The sequence below is a fragment of the Pseudoalteromonas luteoviolacea genome, assembly GCF_001696455.1.
In the GTDB taxonomy this organism is placed as follows: Bacteria; Pseudomonadota; Gammaproteobacteria; order Enterobacterales; family Alteromonadaceae; genus Pseudoalteromonas; species Pseudoalteromonas luteoviolacea_C.
In genome coordinates this window covers 1,762,873-1,785,541 of sequence record NZ_MAUJ01000001.1, presented here as the reverse complement: position 1 = coordinate 1,785,541, position 22,669 = coordinate 1,762,873, and the positions used below count along the sequence as shown (strand labels likewise).

The following is a 22,669-nucleotide window of genomic DNA, read 5'->3' as shown; positions in this document are numbered from 1 at the left end:
CAAATAAAAAGCCGAAGTACTATGACTTCGGCTTTTTAAGGGTGGGATTAGTCTAAACCTCTGTTGCGCAGTAGTGCATCAGTAGTTGGCTTTCTACCTCTAAAGCCTTCATAGGCTTCAAAGTAATCAAGTGTGTCACCGCGGCTGTAGATAAACTGATATAAACGTTCAGCTGTTTCTTTATCGAAGATATCTTTCTTTTCTAAGAAAGCATCGAAGCCATCTGCATCTAAGATTTCTGACCACATATATGCGTAGTAAGCTGAAGAATAGCCACCTGCGAAAATATGACCGAAGTGTGTACTACGGTGACGCATGATGATTTCTTCAGGTTTACCGTACTCAGTGAGTATTTTATTTTCAAAGGCACGAACATCGAGATCTTTTACGTCGGTCATTTGGTGGTAAGCCATATCTACAAGCGCAGAAGCTGTAAACTCAACCGTTGCGAACCCTTGGTTGAATGTGCCAGCTTGCTTGATCTTATCCAGTAGCTCTTTTGGCATTGGCTCATTCGTTTTGTAATGAAGCGCAAATTTCTTCAGCATTTCAGGTTGAGCAATGAAGTGCTCAAACAATTGTGCAGGGAATTCTACCCAGTCACGAGGTACACTTGTACCAGCCAGTGTAGGATAAGTGACATTTGAAAGTAAGCCGTGTAGTGCGTGTCCAAATTCATGGAATAAAGTTACTGCGTCTGAGTAGCTCATCAACGTCGGCTCACCTTCAGCAGGTTTATTCAGGTTCATGTTGTTTAGAATTAATGGCTTAACATCACCCGCCAGTTTCTGCTGCGTACGGAATGAGCTCATCCAAGCGCCAGAACGTTTAGTTGAACGCGCATAGTAGTCACCGTAGAACAAGCCAATCGCGTTACCTGCTTTATCTTGTACTTCCCAAACACGCACAACAGGGTTGTAAACTGGGATGTCAGTGCGCTCAACAAACTTTAAGCCAAATAAACGCTCAGCTGTGTAAAACTGTGCCTCGATCATATTATTTAGCTCGAAGTACTCAGCGATTTGACCTTGGTCTAGGTCAAATTTAGCTTTGCGCACTTTCTCTGCGTAATAGCGCCAGTCCCATGGTTCAAGCTCATGAGTGACACCTTCTGCAGCCATCTGTTCTTTGATCCACTCACGCTCTTGCTCGGCTTTTTCAACAGCTGGCTCCCATACTTTTGTCAGTAGGTCCATTGCAGTTTCAGGCTTGCTCGCCATAGAGTTAGTTAGCACATACTCAGAGTGATGTTTATATCCTAGTAGTTGAGCACGTTTTGCACGGAGTTCTACGATTTCTGCAATGATAGCTTTGTTATCAAATTCATTGTCATTGTCACCACGATTCGCCCAACCTTTGAATGCTTTCTCACGTAGGTCACGACGCTCAGAAAACTGTAAGAAAGGCTGAACACTTGAGCGGTTAAGTGTAATGACGTACTTGCCAGGTAAATCTCTTGCGGTCGCGGCGGCAGCAGCTGCATCACGTTGTGCTTGGGATAACCCCGCTAAGTCAGACTCTTCAAGTACCAGCGTGAAAGCACGAGAATCATTCAAAGCGTTTTGACCAAACTCAGTCGTCAATGCTGAAAGGCGTTCGTTTATTTTTGCAAACTCTGCACGCTCCTCACCGGTAAGCTTTGCACCTGAACGAACAAAACTATTGTAAATACGTTCAAGTAAACGCGTTTGCTCAGCGTTAAGAAGTGCCGAACCGCGATTTTCATACACCTTAGCCACACGTTTGAACAGCGCTTCATTCATTTGAATTTCATTATCATGACGCGTCAATAACGGTGAAATCTCACGTTGCAGCTTTTGCATTTGCTCGTTTGATTCTGTGTTAGACAAGTTAGAGAAAACCGCAGAAACACGCGACAGCGTTGAGCCTGCTAATTCCATTGCTTCGATGGTATTAGCAAAATCGGCAGGGCGCTCATTGTCCGTAATCGCATCAATCTCTTTCTTATGCTCAACCATAGCTTGATTGAACGCAGGTAAAAAGTGCTCTGTTTTAATTTGGCCAAGTGGCGCGCGCCAAATGGAGTTGTCCACTCTTGAAAGAAAGGGTTTTGCTTAATATCGCTGCTTGTAGCTTCTGCAACAGTTTTCTCGGCAGCAGTAGCTTGACTGGCTTGTTGCTCTTCAGGCGCTTTCGAACAGCCGGCAAATAGAACCGCTGCCGAAATGGCCAAAGCTAGGTGGGTTTTTCTTAGCACTGGGTATCCCCTAATAAAAGTAATGTAATGTTATAATATACTTGTATCTAGAATGATACCTAACTAAATTCGCAAGATGTAGGCATTTATCGCACGAATTCATCCATTGAGCTGAAAATTGCAATATTTATGTCATTTTGGGGGCGAAGAGTCATTAAACCCGTAGCCATTCATAGCCCTTATCTTCAACTGGTAGAGATAAAGTGATAGTGACTACCGTGATGGCTTTAATACAAAATCCCTCGGGCTGGTAACCGCTAGAATTTGATGCTCAGTTCTGGCATAGATTTATCTCTATGTGTTTGCAATTGTAAAATGTCTTCACTTTTTTTAGTGTAAACCTTTAAAGACCTCATACCCTTTGAGTAGGCAAGAGACAAAACCTCTAACCAGTTTTGGTCAAAATCGGATAGTGTAATTTCTTTTATGTGTTGCGTGCTAATAATGGCTGCTACGTGCTTAAGGTCTTTTTCGTTTACTTCAGTTAAGCTCAACGAGTTGATATGAACGTTTTTAAATTGCAAAGCACCTTCTATATCAATGAAACTTACATTCGGGTACTTCACCTCTTTGTGTAAACTTGGAATTTCGGAAAATGATCCCGACAGGCTTACATCAAGTAAACCATCATGCGAGTTGAGCCTGCATGTTATTTCTCCGTTATTTTTAATCAAATTATGATTAAAGTATGCGACGTGCCAATAGGTGACTTTACCTTGTTCACAAAATTGATACAACTGAACAGTGTTTGCAGTGTCAAGTGCGAGTTCACTGTAACGGTTCGAGTTGATATGATAACTTGCGCCCTCGGTACAGATCCCATCTGTATAAACCTGCTCACGCTCTATCCAGCCATTTTTCCAGTTTGAATACAACATACCAGTGAAAATTTTTTGGTTAACCATTTGAGGTTCAATAAATTCATCAACTACGTCATCCAAAATGAGGTGCTTATTGACAGTTTCTAAGTTGGAGTATGGTGGAACATAGTCATGTTTTAGAACGCCTTGTTCAACATGTGACCTTTTGATAATAATACCGCTCTTTGTAAACAAGGCGACGCCAGTAAACAGTTTCCCACAAAAGAACAGCAGGTTTTTATGCTCAACAAGCGCATCAAACAGTACAAATAAGTGCCCTGTATATTTCATTAAATCAAACTCGGGTACAAACCATAATTGGCGAGTATACCAAACTCACAATGTTGATGGCATTGAGATGAATTTAATACGCTAATTTTTATGAAGATGTGTGCAAGTCATGGCATTTGAAAATAGCATTACGGTAGAACAGTATTGTGCAAAGGTGTATGCGTTTTGATTTCTAGAGCAGTGTATTAAATAACGTGAGAGGTCTTGATTCTTAGGCTCGGGTGCAACCAAGGCACATATCTAATCATATATTAAATTGTATTCACCCTTGATATTCAGTGATGATTTTTAGAGCTAAAAAACCAGTTGTTATCACAATGGTTTCCTCCAACATATGCCAATTTACGATGAACATTTAGTTGATAGCTAAATTCTATCAACAAGAAATATTCAAAAAATAACCTTGATATTAACTTTAATATAACATAAGTTTCAAAAGCCTTTTCATTTAAAGCACAATAATTACAAATAAAGGACATTCAACTTATGACATCATGTAAAGTAATCAAATCAATGCTACCGGCATGTGCGCTGCTCTTGGCGACCAACTTACAAGCTAGCCCGCTCGAAAGTCAGCAAAGAGAGATTGTAGCTGAGGCGGTGCCATATCAAATGGCATTGGGTTTAAACCATACTCTGAGTTCTGCTTCTGGGCACTTTGAACATACAATTCATCACCCTAATGCAAACTTTATCAAGGTTAATTTTGCTAAATTTGAGCTGCCAAAAGGCGCTTATTTACAAGTGAGTGATTTAGACGGGCGTGAAACATATCGTTATGATCATAATGACAGCGATGTCACTTCTGCTATGTCGATTTCTGCTGATGCTATCCAGTTGAAACTGGTTGTTCCGAATCCGACTCTTTGGCAGCCTCACCATGGTATAGAGATTGATAATTTCTTTGCCGGTTACCCCGAGTCAGAATTAGCTGCAAAAGCACACATGTTAGCTGCAGATCTAATTGAGCCAAAATCAACTTGTGGAATTAACGAGCGCCGAGATGTGGCGTGCTGGGAGTCTTCTCACCCAGTAGAGTTTGAGCGCAGTCGTCCCGTGGCACGTTTATTGATTGGCGGGCGAAGCCTATGTACGGCGTGGCGTGTCGGATCGAGCAATCACATGTTTACGAACAATCACTGTTTTGACACCGCAGCGGAAGCCAAAAATGTAGAGGTTTGGTTCAACTATCAGCGTACTGCTTGTGGTACAGGGGAGCCGAATGCAACTGTTAAAGTAAAAGGCGATCAACTGCTGGCTACCGACTACAGCCTTGACTACACACTATTCACGGTACAAGAGTTTGATAAGATTAAACGATTTGGTCATTTTGGTCTTGATGTGACCTCGCAAACACTTGGACAAAGGATCTATATTCCACAGCATGGCAGTGGCAATCCTAAAGAGCTGGCGATAGAAAGCGATCAAAATGACACGGGTTACTGTCAAATAGATCAGACGGTTACAGCAGGACGAGGTAGCAATACAGATATGGGCTACAAATGTGACACCATTGGTGGCTCGTCGGGTTCGCCTGTATTGTCCGCAGAGCACAACAATGTTATCGCATTGCACCATTATGGAAATAGCACGCAATGTACGACAAAACTTAATCGTGGTACGCGTATCGAGCTAATTTGGCCAAAAGTATCCTCACACTTTGGTGGCGTCGTGCCAGTGGGAGACAATGGCCATGTAGGTAATACACCACCTACTGCTGACATTCAGGTTAATTGCAATCAACTGACCTGTACTTTCGATGCAAGTGGCTCAAGTGATGTAGACGGCAGTATTGCTAGCGTTGCATGGCAATTCGGCGATGGCAGTGTGGCATCTCAAACAAGTGTCAACCACACCTTTGCACAAGCAGGTACTTACCAAGTGTCATTGGTCGTGACCGACAATGAAGGCGCGACAGGTACAGTGACTAAGTCTGTTTCTGTGACTGATGGTACGAATCAAGCACCTGTGGCAGGCTTCACTCACAGTGCTAATAACTTAACGGTGTCATTCACTGATTCGTCTACTGATGATACTGGCGTTGTTGGCTACGCATGGCAATTTGGTGATGGCAGCACTAGTCAGTCGCAAAATCCTGTTCACACGTATGGTGCCGCTGGCACTTATAGCGTTTCGCTAACGGTCACTGATGGGGCTGGTAAGCAAGATACATTGACACGCACCGTTGAAGTTACCGCGGGCAGTGGCTGCAATGTCCCTGCATGGGATAGCGGCACAGTTTACCTAAAAGGTGATCAAGCGTCTCAAAACGGTAATGTGTATGAAGCTAAGTGGTGGACAAGAGGCCAATCGCCAGCTGACAACTCAACACAATGGGCTGTGTGGAAGTGGATAAAAGCTTGTAACTAATTCACTTCTTTTTGGACATCCTTCACTTTTTATTTGTTGATATCGGTATGAAGTGAAGGTTTCTATACTTCAAGTTTCTAAAAAGCTGAGCGAAGCGTAAATAAGTAGGAAAGGCCTACTTATTTACGTAATCGACTAGCGCTTTAACTTAAAGCATGTCGGGTGTACCGCCGATTCTTCTGCATATATCGGATGCACGTTGTGCTGCACGGTAGTCGTAGAATACATCTTCCCAAAGTAACTTGCCGTTTTTAAAGCAATACACATTGATAATATCGTTTGCTTCAACGTGTGAGGGAGCTGCCGTTGCTATTAATGTTGCGAGTGCAACGATTGTCGTTTTTATCATTTCTATGTCCTTTCCTTAGTTTTAAATAATTAAATGGTGTTGATAAGTTATCAACTCCATTATTGTTAACAGTTGTTTTGTAATTTGTAAATAAAGACGTGTTGAGAGATGCCGTTATTACATATTTTTGTACTAAAGATAAAGGAATAATAGGCCGCGAAAAGGTAAATATTTAAACCTCTACGCTAGGAGGGGATGAGGGTTACTTTGGTGTTTGAGCCGAAGCAGGGAGAGTCAAGACTCTCCCCAATACGACTAAATTAAAGGTCTGTTCGATATTTTAACCGCCAAACTGAATTCTTACGCCAGCATTGACGGTAAACCCATCATTACGAGACCAGATATCAGTGGTCCAACGGCCACTTGGTGCTTGAACCGGTAACACAAGCGAGTGCTCTTTGGTTTGACGGACATTTAATAAGTTTTCGGCATTTAAAAACCAACTGACGTTACCAAGAGTGATTTGACCCAATAAACCGAGGTGCCAATATGGATCACTGCTTTCGCGATAGGGGTTATTCTCAAGGTGCTGAGTACCAGTGTAATAAGCTTCAAACCCAACGAGGTGACTACCGTGCTCCTCCCACATGATCACTGCGCCTGCTGAGTGCCTTGGTGTAAGCGACAGAGGTGTGCGTGAAAGTCCTGTTGAAGTTGCTTTTGTGGCATCAGTGTACAAGTAGCTGGCTGTAAATTTAATGTCATGCCAGCGGTAACGAAGTAGAAGCTCGGCACCGCGTATTTCACTTTGCCCGGGGGCGTTTACGATACGCACTCGCTTGGCTGAGTTTATATTGTCTATCACTTCCAGTTCGGTAACATTTTCAACATCAGAGGCAAATAATGTGACGCTGGTTTCAACGCTATCAAAGGTGTAGCTGATGTCTACAGAGGCTGTTGATGCTTTCTCTTCCTCAAGGTTTTCTAGCGGCTCGAGGCGAGATAGACCGGTATCATCGATGTCTTCAATAAATGGCGTGGGTGCGTAAAAGCCTTGGCCATATGAGCCGCGAATCGTCCAGTTATTTGGATTATAGAGCATCGAAATGCGCGGGCTTAACTGCGTGCCATATTCGCTATGCCAATCAGTACGTGCGCTGAGTGACAGCGAAACATCATCGGCCATTTCATAATCGAGTTGTGAAAATAAACCGGGGACTTCATACGTATAGTTAAAGTCGGAGTACTCATCAGAATCAAAAGAATCTGATTGATATGCCACACCAATTAGCCACGCCGTGGTGTCTGTATATCCGGACATGCTAGACTCAATTAGGTAGCTGTCATGGGTGTCATTTTCTAATATCGTGCCATATTGGTGTTCGTGCTCTTGATGCATTGCCGAGCCGCGAACATTCAGGTTTAGAACCTCGCCTAATGGCTTTTCAAAAATAAATCCGCTGTCTAATCTAACGGTATCTTGCGCTTGCACATAGGGGTTACCGTCGGGCATTTGCGCACCTTCAACAGTACCACCTGTTCGTTGTTCCGTCATAGCTCCAAGGGTTACGTACAGGTTTTCGCCGTTTGTTCCTGACCAATACAAACGCGGACGCATGGTTGCTCGATTGTAAGCCGCCATGTCTATCCAGCCATCGTTATCAAGGTCTTGCTCTGCTTGATGGTGCCCTCCCGCTGTAATAGAACCACTCAACGCATCTGAGATTGGTGCTGCCACGTATGCTGTGATGTCTTGACCGCTTTTTGAAGTGGCATTCAATAACACCTCTCCTTCGAACTCATCATTCGGTGTGCGGGAAATCAGGTTGATAACGCCTCCAAGTGCTGAGCCGCCATAAAGCGAGGAGGCTGAACCTTTGATGATCTCCACATTAGCGAGATCGGTAGGAGGGATCTGCAACAAACCAATAGAGGCTGTTTGCCCACCATAAAGTGGCAGGCCGTCGCTCAGTAGCTGGGTATAACGGCCATACAGGCCTTGTAGCTTGATATTTGCACTACCAAGTGCAGGGGACGTATTTTGCACTCTTACACCACCCGTTTCTGCCACCAACATAGAGATATTTCCCGGTCGCATAAGCGCTTTTTCTTGAACTTCTTCAGCATTAATAACTTCTGTACGGGTTGCTGATTCTGTCACGATTCTGCCTAATCTGGAGGCGGTGACTTGGATTTTTTCTATGTTACCGTTCTTATCATGATCATCGTGATGATGATGTTCTTCATGGCCGGCGGCATACGTTGTACAGGGCAACAACATCATTGATATTGCCAATTTAGAATATTGGTTAAGCATTTTTACCTCAAACATGCCAAAAATTGCTCGCAAGTTGTGCGAATTTACTTTTAAATTTTTAACGTGTACAAATTTTGGGCGTACTAACCCTTAAGAGGTAAAAATGGGGGGTCTAAAGAGCGGAGCTTGCACGCTATTTGGGCGCTGCGTTTCATCATTAAAAGTGGATTGGCCTTGTGCGACAACACTTGAAGTATTGCTCTGAGCACTCAAGTAGACAAAGGCAATGCATGCATTTGCAGGACATATACAGTCGGATTCGCAGCAGTCAACTTCACAACAATCGTCGTCACTGGGTATATTCGTGGTATCAAGGCCCGCAGATGCTAGCTGTATTGATTGTGTTGTGTCTTGGACTTCGGTGTTATGTTCAGTCGCTCCCATGAAATTATACGCACTCGCTTGCCCGACAAAGGCAATCAACGTCGCAATAACAATGAAAAATTTTGTTAGTGGCTTAAGCATATAATTCTCATAGGATAAATCGCCACATAGTCTAAGGCATTTTAGTGGATGTGTGAATAGAGAAGACATTAACTTTATTGGTAATCTGGCGGTGACTGGAATTTAATATTTTCCTCGTGTATTTTAATCTGCCCTTGCTTTTAGAGTATTTGCTTCAAGGTTGTATATGCGCACGTTACTTTCTTTGCTCTTCATTTTGATATCAACACATTTGTCTGCCAATTCGATTAGCGCTTTTACGTCTGATGGGTGCAGTGTTTTTCCTGATGGTACACCCACACAAAAAGAGTTGTGGCTTTCATGTTGTACCGCACATGACTATGCATACTGGAAGGGGGGGACTTACGATGACAGGCTAAATGCAGATCGTGAGCTTGAAAAATGTGTTGCCAACGTGGGTGAAGCTAAAATTGCAAAGCTCATGCTCGCAGGCGTAAGAGTTGGTGGCAGTCCGTATTTACCCACCTCATTTCGTTGGGGATATGGATGGCCTTACCCGAGGTTCTATGAACCATTGTCACCAACTGAGTTAGCCCAAATCGCTCGCTTAGAAAAATTAGCAGAAGGTAATCCTGTGTTGAGTAAATAGTAACTCGTTGCTAGTCTAAATTACTCACTTTGATGTATTTGCGTTGTTTTAAGTTAAACACAACTTTATGCCGCGCTTTGGCTTTGATGAATGACTAAGCCCCCCAATACACGCAACTCCATGAAGCTTACGCAATAATAGACTAGTTAGGACGTGTTTCAGAATAGACACTGCGCATTAGTATGAAATGTATCAATAAAGGGCTAGCCACTTATTCGTGAAAGGGAAGGGTTTATCTTTTAACAAGTATATCGTTTAAATGAACACTTCCCTGATGTCATCTTATAGTGAAGTATAATTAATTACATACCCAACCATGCGAGTGTAACCGTATGGCCCATTTATGGCTTCATCAGAAACTCTCGGTATTATGCAATTTAAATGGGCAGACACATCTTCTCCCCAAGTATTCTGGTATGAACTTTGATAGGCAGCTAAACGTGCTTCGTAATCTTCAGCGGGTCTCATTGTGAGTCTTGAGGCGCGTTCAAATGTGCCTGAAGTAGTCGATAGCCTCACACTAGGGTTTGCCATTCCTTTAATTTCTAAAGTACAAGCTGCATTGGCACTAGGGTGTTTACTGGCCAAATTAAAATATGCATGCACGGACTCGATTTGTGTGTTTTGCTGTAAGTTAAGCGGGCAATACACATAGATATCTTGGGCTGTGGCATTCTCGATGCTTGACGATGAACGATGCCTATATTTCAATGTTTCCTCACCAGGGTTGACATACCTTTGTACACATTCCGTGGCATTATATGAGACCGAATTTGCGGCCAAATTGGCACTCATGCCCATTGAAAGACAAATTAATATCGCTTTAATTTTCATGATTTCCCTTTTTGTTTTATAAAAGCGATTTTAGTATATGTTGGATTAGCTAATTGATCTTTACTGTTATGTTTTTTATGAAGTTATTTATTTTAGTCAGCACTGCTAGATAACCGGAAGTCGAGGGGAGTAAAATACTATCATGGTATGTAATTTTATGAGTGAACCTGAAGCTTTCCATCCTATTGAATTTCTCAGTGACATGATTTTTTTCGGTTTGTAGTATGCGTGTACTCTGGTTATGAAAAACACTCTGCCCCAGACTTGCAGCAAAATCGAGCAAGCGTTTTTCAATGCATGGTTGCTATCCAGGTTGGCTGTGAGTTTGATGGGTAATTCGAAGATGGTTGGCCTTGGTTAGTGCCGTCATGAGGCAAGAATGATGGGGTAATAGAATATTGTTCACCCTGATTGCAGCATGGTAAATCAAAACGAAAAATAAAACGAGAGGAGAAATAGAGTTGGTTTTAGGGACTCAAGGGTATGAAAAAGTCATTGATGCGTTTGTAACCGCCAGTGCTAATCTGAAGTTTGAGGACATTAATCAGGATTTTTTAAGGTTTTTACCACCACTGCCTGCACGAGTTTTAGACGCAGGATGCGGAGTCGGCCAAAATGCAGCAGCGCTTAGCAGGCTTGGCTACGAAGTTGTGGCGATAGAGCCTTTTGCACCATTCCTTAAGGAGGCTGTTGCAAGCTACCAAACATTGGATATTCTGTGGTTAAACGACAGCTTGCCAGCGCTACAGAAAGTCTCAATTGACGAGGGTGCGTTTAACTTTGTGCTCTTGGATGGTGTTTGGCATCACCTGAGTTATGAAGAGCGTCGAAGGTGCATAAAGCGACTATCATCTTTAATGGCGCACAATGCAGTATGTGCCATTTCACTCAGACACGGTCCCGCTGGTGGCGGAACCCATGTGTTCCCAACAAGCGCAAAAGAGCTTGTTGAATATGCTAAAGAATTTGGCTTTGAAGTCATTCTTCAGCTCGAAAATCAACCAAGTAAGCTGCCGAATAAACAACATGTCACTTGGTCGAGGGTGGCGCTAAAAAAATTGTGAAGTACACCTTGAGCACATGTATTACAAGTAAGTTAGTTAACCTTTGAATTTGGGGTAACGGTTGAGCGCCATGTGTACCACGCTGCCATTATGGTTCCAATTGTAAAACTTAAAATATGAGTTGGCTTTGGGTAGCCTGCTGTTTTTAAATCGAGGTATAAAGCGGGCAATATCGCAAATACTATTGCGATGATAAGTGAGTACCTGCTTCGTCTGTGTGTTTTTAAAAATATGAGACCAAACCCTGCAAATGCCAAGGCGGCTTGTGAAGCTCCAGTGCCTGTGTTCCATGGCACTGAGCCAAGCGCGGTGGTAAACGCAGTGCCGACACCACCGCCGATTAGCCAGACAGCGAACATATATTTATGGCCAATATATCGCTCTAAAATAACCCCAATTAATAGAATTGACAGCACGTTATACAGCATATGTTTTTGATGAACATGAATAAGTTGCGCCGCTAAAAATCGCCAAAGTTCCATGTCTTTAATGCTTTGTAGGGTAATGCCGCCATAGTCAGCGAGATAGATAATTCGGGACTTACCAAAAAAGGAACCTGAAACTTGAAGTGCGACGAACAATGACACACACATGGTGAGTATGCATATTGCGAGTGTAAAATAAGGTCTGTATGTGCTCGTAGAATCCATCCTTTAACTCAGGCTCCACATTTTTTTGTTTGCAATATTGCTCAAATAGCTTATTGAGCGTTATTTATATCCCTTTAATATTTCATGTTGGTTATCGGTAAAATGAAACATTGATGCTTGGGTTCACCATTACTCGAACGCCATAAGGTATCGTGGTTTGGCCGTCGTAACGATGACTAAAACAGTTTGCAGGCGCAAATTGAAGATACTCACCGGTATTATCTTTTTTTTTTCAAAACGCCATTACAATCCACCAGCGACATCGAAAACAGGCTCATATTATTTGCACTATTTATGAGTTCGAAGCTAATGTCTCCATCATACTGATAAATATGAATCGTCAGTTTAATGCCGTCCTTTTCGACCTCATATCTGTGCCATATACCATCACAGTCAACTTGTGGAATAACCTCCAAGACCGTTAATACATCGGTTTCATCCCAAACTAACATGTTTTCTCCAGTTATGATTCAAAAGTGGGTATACAAATAGCATTTAAAACCTTTATAGGTCTTATACTAACTTTGAAATATAAATCACATCGTTTTTATCACCAAAGTGCCAGCTGGCATTCTCATAGCGCAAATAACCAATATCTGCTTGTGCTAAGATTTGCCAAGTTTTGAGCAGTGCTAGAAATGGGCCTAGCTCGAATTGACTCCTGTCAATGTCTTGCGCAAAGAAGGAGATTTCGACATCAATATTCCTATTGTCCTCTATATATAAAAACACCTGTATATGTTTGATTAGAGTAGATGTATCTTGGCATATTATCTGAACATATTGAGATGGGCGTAATGTTGTTAGGCGCGTATTACAAGAGGAGAAATCTGAAAATTCACCTAAATCACCATTGCATGATAGGGTGTTATAGCGTTCTTGAAACCACGCAATGAGCGCAATAATATGCTCCGATTTCTTCGCTTTAAAATTAAAATCTCTACAGCTATCATCTTGGTCGAATAAATCTCTCGTAATACCATCGATACTATTTAATATCATGTATCTACACCAATCATTTATCGTAAAATGCGCGCTTATTTTTAATTGATGACTATATTAAAAGCACTTGTATTAACCGTAAATACAACGCTGGCTAATTGCTAGGTTGTTTTTTGGTGTTCGTTAATACAGGGAGTACTTCTGCAAAGTCGTTATCGAGCAATGTCAGGACATGCTCAAAGCCATATTGCGGGTTCCATTCCAACTGGGTTTGTGCCAAAGACGAATCATAAACCCTATCTAAGCTTTTTGGTAATACCCAATCTCTCGCTTGAAATGCCGCTGCGATTTTTGGGCACTGCTGTGCTAATAATGTGTCTGCGCGGTGAAATAGGTCTGACGTATCTGTGCTACTAAATGGCGTCTTACCCGAAATTATAAAACGATTGAACCCTGCAAGGCACTTTTTAATCGCACACATGTGAGCGAGTGCCACATCTCTGGCATCAATACCTCGCGTTAAGCGATACACCGCCATTAAATCAGCTGGTTCAGGAAAACACCTCGACATTTGTAGGACTGTCACAGGCAAGTCGTGTTTTTTCGCAATGGCCTCTAACTCGTGCTCAGCACGAATTTTACTTTTATGATAAATAGATTTTGGTTGTGGAGGCGTTTGCTCATTTATCCAGCCTGCTTTGCCCTCAGGAGTAGAGGCGTAACCATACAAAGCCGTGGTGCTGGTGAACACAAATTGTTTTATGCCAGCTGCAATACCTTGTAAAGCGAGCTGTTTTGTCGCGTCGACATTGATTTCTTGAAAGGACTGTTCGCTCTTTAGACCAACGTGAGGAGCGTGTAGGGCAGCGGTATGAATTACGGCATCCACCCCGTCTAGGGCATTGCGTACAAGTGTGCGATCGCGAATATCTCCGACAAAGTCTGCCGTTGAGCAAGGCGTGAGATCCAATCCGACAACCTCATAGTTTTGCATGAGCTTGATATAAATGGCGCGTCCCACTCTACCTGCGGAACCTGTTACCAATACCTTCATCTGTTTAGCCTTTTTACCCATTGAACCGCCTGACACATGGGAACTCATTCAGTCTAGATTGTCGCATATTAATGATATTAAACCATAAGCCAAGCATTTTATTGCCAAGTCGTTTGACAATAATTATTTAGGTTTTAGCGTATTTAAGCACTGAAAAGGATATTACGGACAGTGTTAATCAGATATTTAATTACAACCGTTGCGGTCGTATAGCATGGTTTTTGTTCAGATTTATGAAGTAATTAGAGGTGCCGGTAGCACGAAAAATAAACAGTTTGTAAATAATTGTGAAAATTAGAACGTTCTATTGTGTTTATTTTGTGTTTCAAATGTTTTTATCATGTTTTATTTATGTTTTTTATCGTTTGAGTAGGTTTGAAGTTCTCTACGGTTAATCAATTAATATGTAACTTTATCATCTTATTAGTATAGATTAATCAGCAACTTATACGCGGACAAATGTCCCCTTTATGGTACTTTTATTCGATCTAGTGTTAAATTAACCTCGTTTCAATTGTTGCTATTTGATGTCCTATCTTTAATTCATTTTTAATAAAAAGTTCATAATAGAGTATTATATTCGCCTCCCATTTTTCATTGGGAATATTTGTACCCTAAATAAAACCAATTTAACTCAAAATGATAAAACAGAGTAATAAACACACGGGAAAAATATGAACTCTAATAATAAGCATCGCACTAAACTGCGATACTTGAGGCGCTGTATAGCCATGGGGCTATGCTCAAGTATCGTTGCAGGCCAAGCCAGTGCGAATGTTATCTTCACTGAGTACATTGAAGGTAGCAGCAATAATAAAGCGTTAGAAATAACCAACTTTGGTAGCAACAGCATCGATCTAAGCACGGTTAGCATTGCATTAACCGCGAATGGTAAAAAGCTTGATGACGTGACGCCTTTGACTTTGTCTGGGACGTTGGCTGCGGGTGGAAGTTATGTACTTTACAATAATGGTGCGAGCGATGAGCTAAAAGCGCTGGGCGATGTTGCGAGTACTGCAACATACTTTAATGGGGATGATGCACTAACCCTGTTAGTCAACGGCGTAATTGTTGACAGTATTGGCCAAGTGGGTACAGATCCCGGCAGCAGCTGGGGTTCGGGCGATACAAGTACAAAAGACAAAACGCTACGTCGCAAGATTGGCATTGAAAATGGCGATACCGTTATTGATGACGCCTTTGACCCTGCGAATGAGTGGGTTGGCTTTGCAAAGAATACCTTTGACGGTCTAGGTTGTTCCGGTGTCGCTGCATGTGGTGGCAGTGGTAACATTCCATCAGAAATAAGTGGTACACCAAAAGGCATCGTGAATGCCACTGATAACTACGTATTTACTCCAACTGTAACCAACCTAGATAATGACACGCTGGTGTTTGCCATCGAGAATAAGCCGAGCTGGGCAAGTTTTGATACGGCAACAGGCAAATTATCAGGTACACCAACGGCATCTGATATCGGTACGTACGACAACATTGTTATCACAGTGAATGATGGCACCGTGACCAATGCGCTTAATGGGTTCTCAATCTTAGTAAGAGCGGCAGGTACCAACGATGCGCCTGTGATATCTGGCTCACCAAGCACTTCAGTGCAGGCCACTAGAAATTATACCTTTACGCCTGTTGTCATCGATCTTGAAAACGACGATTTGGTATTTTCAATTACAAACAAGCCAAGCTGGGCTGCCTTTGATACGGCAACGGGTAAGCTGTCGGGCGCACCCGCTGAGTCAGATGTAGGCAGCAATGACAACATCGTCATTTCAGTGACTGATGGTGTCAATGCACCAGTGAGCCTACCGGCATTTTCGATTACCGTAACTGACAAACCGGGTAGTAACTACGACTACAATACTTACTATGCCTCGGCGATTGGCAAAGTGGGCACTGAGCTAGAAAATGCATTGTCGCAGATTGCGAGGCAAGGTCAGCAAAGAATGACGTACTCGCAAGTGTGGGATGCGTTAAAATATACCGACGAAGATCCTAATAATCCAAGCAATGTATTGCTGTTTTATACAGGTCGAAGTCAGGACAAAAACACCAATGGTGGTGGCACAACCGATTGGAACCGTGAGCATAGCTGGCCAAAATCCCATGGTTTTCCGAGCGAAGGTCAATATGGTTATACTGACATTCACCATTTGAGACCAACCGATGTAAAGGTTAACTCAACACGTAGTAGCAAAGACTATGATGACGGTGGTAACCCGGTTGATAACGCCCCTGGTAACTTTACTGACAGTGACTCATTTGAGCCAAGAGATGCAGTAAAAGGTGATACTGCCCGTATGATGTTCTACATGGCCGTGCGCTATGATGGCACAGACGGTGGCATGCCAGATCTTGAGCTTGTGAACAATATCAGCGCAAGTAGTTCACCGACTTTAGGTGTACTGTGTAATCTCATGGATTGGCATCGTGAAGATACGATTGATCAGTTAGAGCTTGATAGACACCAACGCATCGTTGAACAACAGGGTAACCGTAATCCATTTGTTGATAACCCTGAGTTTGCAGAAATTTTATTCGGTGATACCTGCCCTAAATTAGGTGATGTAGCACCAGTCATTGGCGGTAAACCTGAACTTACCGTTGGTGCTGGTAGGGTGTATAGCTTTACACCAACGGCGTCAGATCAGAATAAAGATGACTTAACTTTCTCTATCGTGAACAAGCCATCATGGGCGACTTTTGATACACAAACAGGTCGTTTATCTGGAACCCCTGCGGTTGCTGATATCGCGGTTTATGAGAATATTCAGATCTCTGTGACGGATGGGAAATCGACGGTGTCGTTACCGAGCTTCAACATTGAAGTCGTCGACCCTAGCACGATTAAGAACCCTCCAACTATATCAGGTAAACCAAATACCAGTGCCGTTGTTGATGTTGCCTATAGCTTTCAGCCACAAGCGAATGATGTAGACAATGACACGCTCACGTTCTCAATCACCAACAAACCGACTTGGGCAACATTCAATACGCAAAACGGTGAATTGTCTGGTACGCCTTCTAGTAAAGACATCGGTACCACAAGCAATATTGTAATAGGTGTGACAGATGGCAACACCGATGTTGTGAACTTGCCTGAGTTTTCTATTCAGGTGAGTGAAAAGGTTGAAGCGAGCAAAGTTATCTTCACCGAGTATATTGAGGGAAGTAGTAGCAACAAAGCTGTTGAAATTACCAACTTTACCGGTGCAACTTTAGACCTTAGCCGCGTGACAATTACACTTGCAGACAACGGTAAGCCGCTAACGACTGAAGGGTTAAGAACGCAAACGCTGTCTGGTGAACTAAAGCATGGCGAAACGCACGTTATTGCGAATAGCAGCGCAAACGACGATATTAAAAGCCGCCAAGACAGCACCAGTACCATTACTTACTTCAATGGTGATGATGCGCTGGTTCTAATGGTCGATGGTCAAGTTGCAGATGTATTTGGTCAAGTCGGCACCGATCCTGGCAGTGCTTGGGGCAGTGGTGATACATCAACTAAAGACAAAACCCTACGACGCAAAGACGGGATCACTTCGGGTGACACAGTATTAGATGATGCCTTTGATCCAAGTATTGAATGGGAAGGTTTCGCAAAAAATACAGCCGATGGTTTGGGTTGTAGTGGTGTTGCAGCCTGTGGTACGGACGGGGGGTCAACACCACCTCAAGTACAAATTGGCGCATGTAGCGATCCTGCGACCTTAATTAGCGCTATTCAAGGTAATGGAAAGTCTAGCCCACTTGTTGATCAGTCTGTGGTGATTGAAGGTGTGGTTGTTGCGTCTTTCCAAGATGCAGGTCAACACGGTGGTTTCTTCATCCAAGAAGAAGATCAACATGCAGATCGTGATAGTAATACTTCAGAAGGTATTTTCGTTGCTGATACAAACACTAAAGTAAAAGTGGGTGAACAAGTTCGAGTACTAGGTAAAGTTGCTGAAAAGTACGACCTCACTCAAATCAATACCGTTTCAGACACAATCTCGTGTGCAACCGATGTGCTAACACAAGTAACACCAACTGAGGTGAACTTACCTTTTGCAAAAGGGTTCGATCAAGAGACTTTGGAAGGTATGTGGATTTCTATGCCGCAAAAGCTGCATGTCACACTTAGCCACAACTTTACGAAATATGGTGAAATTTACTTGTCTCAAGGCATGCGAATGCAGCCTACAAATAAGTATCCTAAAGACGATCCTCGCCGAGCTGAGTTAGCTGAACTTAATGTCAGAAACGTGCTACTTGTAGATGACAATTCAACCCAAAGTAACCCGGAAGAGATCAGTTACTACCCAGATTTCAGTGCGGATAAGCCACTGCGTTCTGGTGCACAAGCGTCTAATATGTCGGGTGTGATTCACTACACATACGGTAACTACAAGCTAATACCGACAAGTGTACCGAGTTTCGAGCAGTCTAACCCGCGCCGCAACAAGCCTGTCGAGCGTAAATCTGAGCAACATATTCGTGTCGCGAGCTTTAACGTACTGAACTACTTTGTTGACTTTAATGGCCGTGGTGCAAACAACGAGAAAGAGTTTAACCGCCAACGTAGCAAGGTGATCCGTGCAATATTGGCATCAGATTCAGACGTTGTAGGTTTGATGGAAATCGAAAACAATGGTTACGGTGATAACAGTGCGATCAAGAACCTGATTGATGGTTTAAATGAGCGCGATGAGGTCAACGATTGGGCGTTTATCGATCCTAAACTCGATCAAGTTGGTACTGACTCAGTGACGGTTGGCATTATTTATCGTGCAAACCGAGTTGCGCCACAGGGCACAGCACAAGTGATCACAGATGCTCCTTTTGACGAGGCAACCCGCGCGCATAGACCGCCAATGCTACAGTCATTCAAACCAATTAACGGCGGAAAAGAAGTTCGCGTCGTTGTTAATCACTTCCGCTCTAAAGGTGGTTCATGTGGTGCGGATATGGATGATGCAGTCGAGGGCGCTTGTAATGGTCAGCGCGTATTGGCAGCAAAAACCGTGATCGCAGCGCTAACCAAAGCCAATGGTGAAGCGACAACTAATACTGTTATTCAAAGTGCAGATGCACCTGTGTATGCCATTTTAGGTGACTTTAATGCATATGCTTATGAAGCGCCCATGCTTGAATTCTACAATGCCGGCTTTGCTAATCTGAGCATTGAAAAAGAAGCTGGTGACAACTACTCATACTACTACAGCGGCGTGGCGGGTAGCTTAGATCACATGCTAACAGCCAGCACGTCGGTAGATAGCGTTGTACAAACGATGCATTGGCATATAAATGCGGATGAAGCAGCCGGTTTGGACTACAACACCGAAGGCAAGTCTGAAGATCAGCAATCTAAGTGGTTCTCGGAGTCTCCTTATCGTTCGTCAGATCATGATCCTGTGATCACCGACTTCGATCTAGAAGCGGTTGTTATCCCTGATAACCAAGCGCCTGTTGCAAACGACGATACAGCGGATGCGGTTCAAGGTGATACGGTAACCATCGATGTGCTCGCCAATGATACGGACGCAGATGCGAATGCGCTAACTATCACCGCGGCTACACTCGTTTCAGGCTCTGGTGAGGTACGCTTCACGGATGCGCAAGTAAGCTATGTACCAAGCGCTGATTTTGTTGGTGAAGCATTGATTAGTTATACCATCACAGATGGTAACGGCGGTACGGCGAGTGCCAACATTGTTGTTAACGTTATTGCCAAGAATAAAGCGCCAGTGGCTGTTAATGATACTGCGAGCGTACTTGAAGATCAGGTCGTGACGATTGCTGTATTGGGTAACGATACTGACGAAAATGTTGCAACCTTAAAAGTAAGCTCTGCGACACTCACATCGGGCAGTGGCCAAGTAGAGTTCTCTGGTTCTGAGGTAACTTATACGCCAGCGGCAAACTTCAATGGCGCTGCACAAATCTCTTATGTAATTCGTGATGAAGAAGGTCTCACAGCCAGTGCAGACATTGCGGTGACGGTTGCGCCACAAAATGATGCACCGACAGTGGTTAACGACTCAGTGACTGTATCTGCAAAAGTAACGGCTGAAATTGACGTACTTGCAAATGATAGTGACATTGACGGTGATTTACTACGCATAACATCGGCATCTGCGGATATTGGTAATGTGGTTATCGATGGCAATGTACTGCTGTATAAAGCGCCTGCCTTAAATTCGGGTAATGCTATTATCAACTATGCAATCAGTGACGGCAGCGCGACATCTGAGGGCACAGTACGTGTTCAAATTAGCACCGCAAACCTTGCACCAGTGGCGACAGATGACTTTGTGCAACTAGATGCAAACCAATCAACGGTCACGGTTGCAGTGTTAAATAATGACAGAGACCCTGATGGTGACAAGTTGTCACTCGTGGCAGTAAATGCAGATGCGGGTAACGCAGTTATTGCAGATAACCAAATCGTATTTAGCACCAACGACACATTCAACGGTGTAGCACAAGTTCGTTATGCTATTTCGGATGGGTTCGGTGGTCGTGCTGAGGGTGTATTAGAAGTCCGCCAAGATCAACCTTCTGCACCTGTGATCACAGTGCCGGCTGACTTAACCGTCAATGCAACTGGCCAGCTTACTAAAGTTGATTTGGGCGTGGCAACTGCGGTTGATAATAGTGGTGAACCTATCGCTGTTGAGCTTGTAGGCAGTAACTTCTTACCTTCTGGCGAGAATAAAGTTTACTGGCAAGCTTGTGGTACAGAAGACGTTTGTGCAAAAGCTGCACAAATAGTTAATGTGCGTCCAATGGTGAGTATACCAGCGCCGAGTCAGATTATTGTCGAAGGGCAAACTGCAACAGTCCCTGTTGTGTTAAGTGGTGAGCATTTCGAATATCCAGTGATTATTGACTTTGCTGTTTCAGGCACGGCAAGTGAAGATGATTACACAATGGCGGCTGGCAAGTTGACAATCGAGTCAGGTACGCGTGGTGAAATCACGGTTGAGACACTGCTAGATGAAGTGAATGATTCAGACGAAACATTGGTAATTTCGTTGGATACCACAGGCTTAAATGCAAGTGTTGAACAGCGCCACGAAATTACAATCGTTGAATCTAATATTGCGCCAGAGCTAACTCTAAATGCAGAGCAACAAGGTGAAGCTCGCTCAATCATGGTTACTGAGCACGGCCTTATTACGATCACTGCCGAAGTGCTAGATCAAAATAGCGCGGACACACACGTTATTGAGTGGACTGCACAAGATGGTTTGACTAACGAAAGCAACGATTCAACGGTATTTAGCATCAATGCTGCAGATCTGTCTGTTGGTGTTTACCAAATAAGTGCGAAAGCCATAGATAACGAAGGGTTGTTTGATACGCAAAGCGTGGTATTTAAGGTCGTTTCAGAACAACCTACGTTAGATGAAAACGCAGACTCAGATGGTGACCTGCTGAATGATGCAATGGAAGGTTTTGGTGACGACGATGCCGATGGTATTCCTAATTACCTAGATCCAATTGACGTACAGTGTAATGTCTTGCCTTCAAGTGGCAACAACTGGGGATCAAGCCTGATTGAAGTCGAAGCCGGTGTGTGTATGTCTCTAGGTGGTCTAGGGCTTAGCAGCGATAAAAACGCGGCATCACTCAGTGCTGAAGAAGCCGTAAATACTGGTTTGGTTAATGCCGATGAAGGTGTAGAAAACCGCGGTGGTATTTTTGACTTCGTCGTTAACATGCCAAGTGGTACAGATAGCGTTAAAGTAGTATTGCCACAACAAGCTGCGGTACCAGCAAATGCTCAATATCGTAAGTATTTACCAAACCAAGGTTGGGTGACATTCTCTGCACAAAATGGCAATGCGATTCACTCTGCCATGGGTCAAGAAGGTTATTGCCCAAGCATTAATGATGCGAGTTGGCAAGAAGGCCTAGTTGAAGGTGCTTGGTGTGTGAGACTAACCTTAGTCGATGGTGGTGAGTACGACGCCGATGGCGTTAAAAATGGCAAAATCGTCGATCCAGGCGGTGTAGGTGTGACGCGCAGTGACAACAAAGCACCAGTTTCTTTGGATGATACGCAAGAGGTTGTTCGCAACGAGTCAGTAGTGATAGAAGTGCTTGCCAATGACACTGATGCTGACGGTGACACACTGTATGTGATCAATGCGGTAGCAGAACGCGGAACAGTTACTATTAACAATGATTCAAGCTTGCAGTATCAAAGTGCGCTTGATTATGTTGGTACTGATACGATTCAGTATACAGTGAGCGATGGTAAAGGTGCGACAAGCACGGCATCTGTTCGTGTAAACATCGTTGCCAAAGCACCGGTGCAAAACCAAGCGCCAATCGCGGTTGATGACATCACGGACTTGTACAATGACCAAACTGTCACTGTTAATGTGATTAGCAATGACTCTGATCCTGAAGGGGGTAAGTTGACACTTATTAGTGCGACTGCTGAGTCAGGTGAAGTGACATTCACCGATAGTTCAATCACATTCAAGCCTGATGCAAACAGCGAAGGCAAAGTGGCGATTAACTATGTCGTCGTTGATGAGCACAATGCCCAAGCGTCAGGTACATTATATGTCACAGTGAATGTTCGCCCTAGCGGCAGCTCTGAGCCAGAAAAAGTAGAGATCTCGAGTGGTTCTATGCCTGTACTAATGCTATTGCTTGTTATCCCTGCGTTGTTACGTCGCAGAAGATAATAATTATTAGTAGATTTATAAGCCCCT

General features: G+C 43.4%; 14 protein-coding genes. 4 read left to right on the top strand and 10 right to left on the bottom strand.

Annotated elements, in window-relative coordinates:
• Positions 1–47: 47 nt before the first annotated feature.
• Together A7985_RS07710 and A7985_RS07705 are read right to left on the bottom strand one after the other, a co-directional pair.
• The gene (locus tag A7985_RS07710; RefSeq protein ID WP_256096653.1) at positions 48–2,054 is read right to left on the bottom strand and encodes a M3 family metallopeptidase; all 2,007 of its coding nucleotides are present in this window, start codon (positions 2,052–2,054) and stop codon (positions 48–50) included.
• Positions 2,055–2,475: 421 nt separating this feature from the next.
• Positions 2,476–3,369, bottom strand: coding sequence for a hypothetical protein (locus A7985_RS07705; RefSeq protein WP_065789824.1), 894 nt, complete (start codon positions 3,367–3,369; stop codon positions 2,476–2,478).
• Positions 3,370–3,855: 486 nt separating this feature from the next.
• Here A7985_RS07705 and A7985_RS07700 point away from each other — a divergent pair, with 486 nt between their 5' ends.
• Positions 3,856–5,739 (top strand): PKD domain-containing protein, encoded by a 1,884-nt coding sequence (locus A7985_RS07700; RefSeq protein ID WP_065789823.1) that lies wholly within the window; start codon positions 3,856–3,858, stop codon positions 5,737–5,739.
• Positions 5,740–5,887: 148 nt separating this feature from the next.
• Here the strand turns inward: A7985_RS07700 and A7985_RS07695 are convergent, their stop codons facing one another.
• The 3 genes from A7985_RS07695 to A7985_RS07685 all read right to left on the bottom strand — a co-directional run bounded on the left by A7985_RS07695 (position 5,888) and on the right by A7985_RS07685 (position 8,810).
• The gene (locus A7985_RS07695; RefSeq protein WP_065789822.1) at positions 5,888–6,088 is read right to left on the bottom strand and encodes a hypothetical protein; all 201 of its coding nucleotides are present in this window, start codon (positions 6,086–6,088) and stop codon (positions 5,888–5,890) included.
• 280 nt (positions 6,089–6,368) lie between these two features.
• On the bottom strand, positions 6,369–8,345 hold the full coding sequence (locus tag A7985_RS07690) for a TonB-dependent receptor plug domain-containing protein (protein WP_065789821.1): 1,977 nt from the start codon (positions 8,343–8,345) through the stop codon (positions 6,369–6,371).
• 90 nt (positions 8,346–8,435) lie between these two features.
• Positions 8,436–8,810 (bottom strand): hypothetical protein, encoded by a 375-nt coding sequence (locus tag A7985_RS07685; protein WP_065789820.1) that lies wholly within the window; start codon positions 8,808–8,810, stop codon positions 8,436–8,438.
• A 166-nt stretch (positions 8,811–8,976) separates the two neighbouring features.
• On the opposite strand from A7985_RS07685, the gene A7985_RS07680 reads away from it, so the two are divergent.
• Positions 8,977–9,399 (top strand): hypothetical protein, encoded by a 423-nt coding sequence (locus tag A7985_RS07680; RefSeq protein ID WP_063379548.1) that lies wholly within the window; start codon positions 8,977–8,979, stop codon positions 9,397–9,399.
• 282 nt (positions 9,400–9,681) lie between these two features.
• On the opposite strand, the gene A7985_RS07675 is transcribed toward A7985_RS07680, so the two are convergent.
• A complete protein-coding gene (locus A7985_RS07675) occupies positions 9,682–10,233 on the bottom strand; it encodes a hypothetical protein (RefSeq protein ID WP_063379547.1) in 552 nt (183 codons plus the stop codon).
• Between the two features lie 461 nt (positions 10,234–10,694).
• Between A7985_RS07675 and A7985_RS07670 the strand changes: the two genes are divergently transcribed.
• Complete coding sequence (locus A7985_RS07670) at positions 10,695–11,297, top strand: class I SAM-dependent methyltransferase (protein ID WP_218061285.1); 603 nt, start codon at positions 10,695–10,697, stop codon at positions 11,295–11,297.
• A gap of 32 nt (positions 11,298–11,329) precedes the next feature.
• On the opposite strand, the gene A7985_RS07665 is transcribed toward A7985_RS07670, so the two are convergent.
• From A7985_RS07665 to A7985_RS07650, 4 genes are all read right to left on the bottom strand, one after another.
• On the bottom strand, positions 11,330–11,890 hold the full coding sequence (locus A7985_RS07665) for a rhomboid family intramembrane serine protease (protein WP_247684564.1): 561 nt from the start codon (positions 11,888–11,890) through the stop codon (positions 11,330–11,332).
• A gap of 275 nt (positions 11,891–12,165) precedes the next feature.
• Positions 12,166–12,399: a hypothetical protein gene (locus A7985_RS26880; RefSeq protein WP_256096652.1), complete on the bottom strand. Its 234-nt coding sequence runs from the start codon at positions 12,397–12,399 to the stop codon at positions 12,166–12,168.
• A gap of 61 nt (positions 12,400–12,460) precedes the next feature.
• Positions 12,461–12,949 carry a hypothetical protein gene (locus tag A7985_RS07655; protein ID WP_065789817.1) on the bottom strand — a complete coding sequence of 163 codons (489 nt, stop codon included), beginning with the start codon at positions 12,947–12,949 and terminating at the stop codon, positions 12,461–12,463.
• A 94-nt stretch (positions 12,950–13,043) separates the two neighbouring features.
• A complete protein-coding gene (locus A7985_RS07650) occupies positions 13,044–13,943 on the bottom strand; it encodes an NAD-dependent epimerase/dehydratase family protein (RefSeq protein WP_065790055.1) in 900 nt (299 codons plus the stop codon).
• A gap of 674 nt (positions 13,944–14,617) precedes the next feature.
• On the opposite strand from A7985_RS07650, the gene A7985_RS07645 reads away from it, so the two are divergent.
• Positions 14,618–22,642, top strand: a complete 8,025-nt coding sequence (locus tag A7985_RS07645; RefSeq protein WP_081310456.1) for an ExeM/NucH family extracellular endonuclease — start codon at positions 14,618–14,620, stop codon at positions 22,640–22,642.
• Positions 22,643–22,669: the final 27 nt, after the last annotated feature.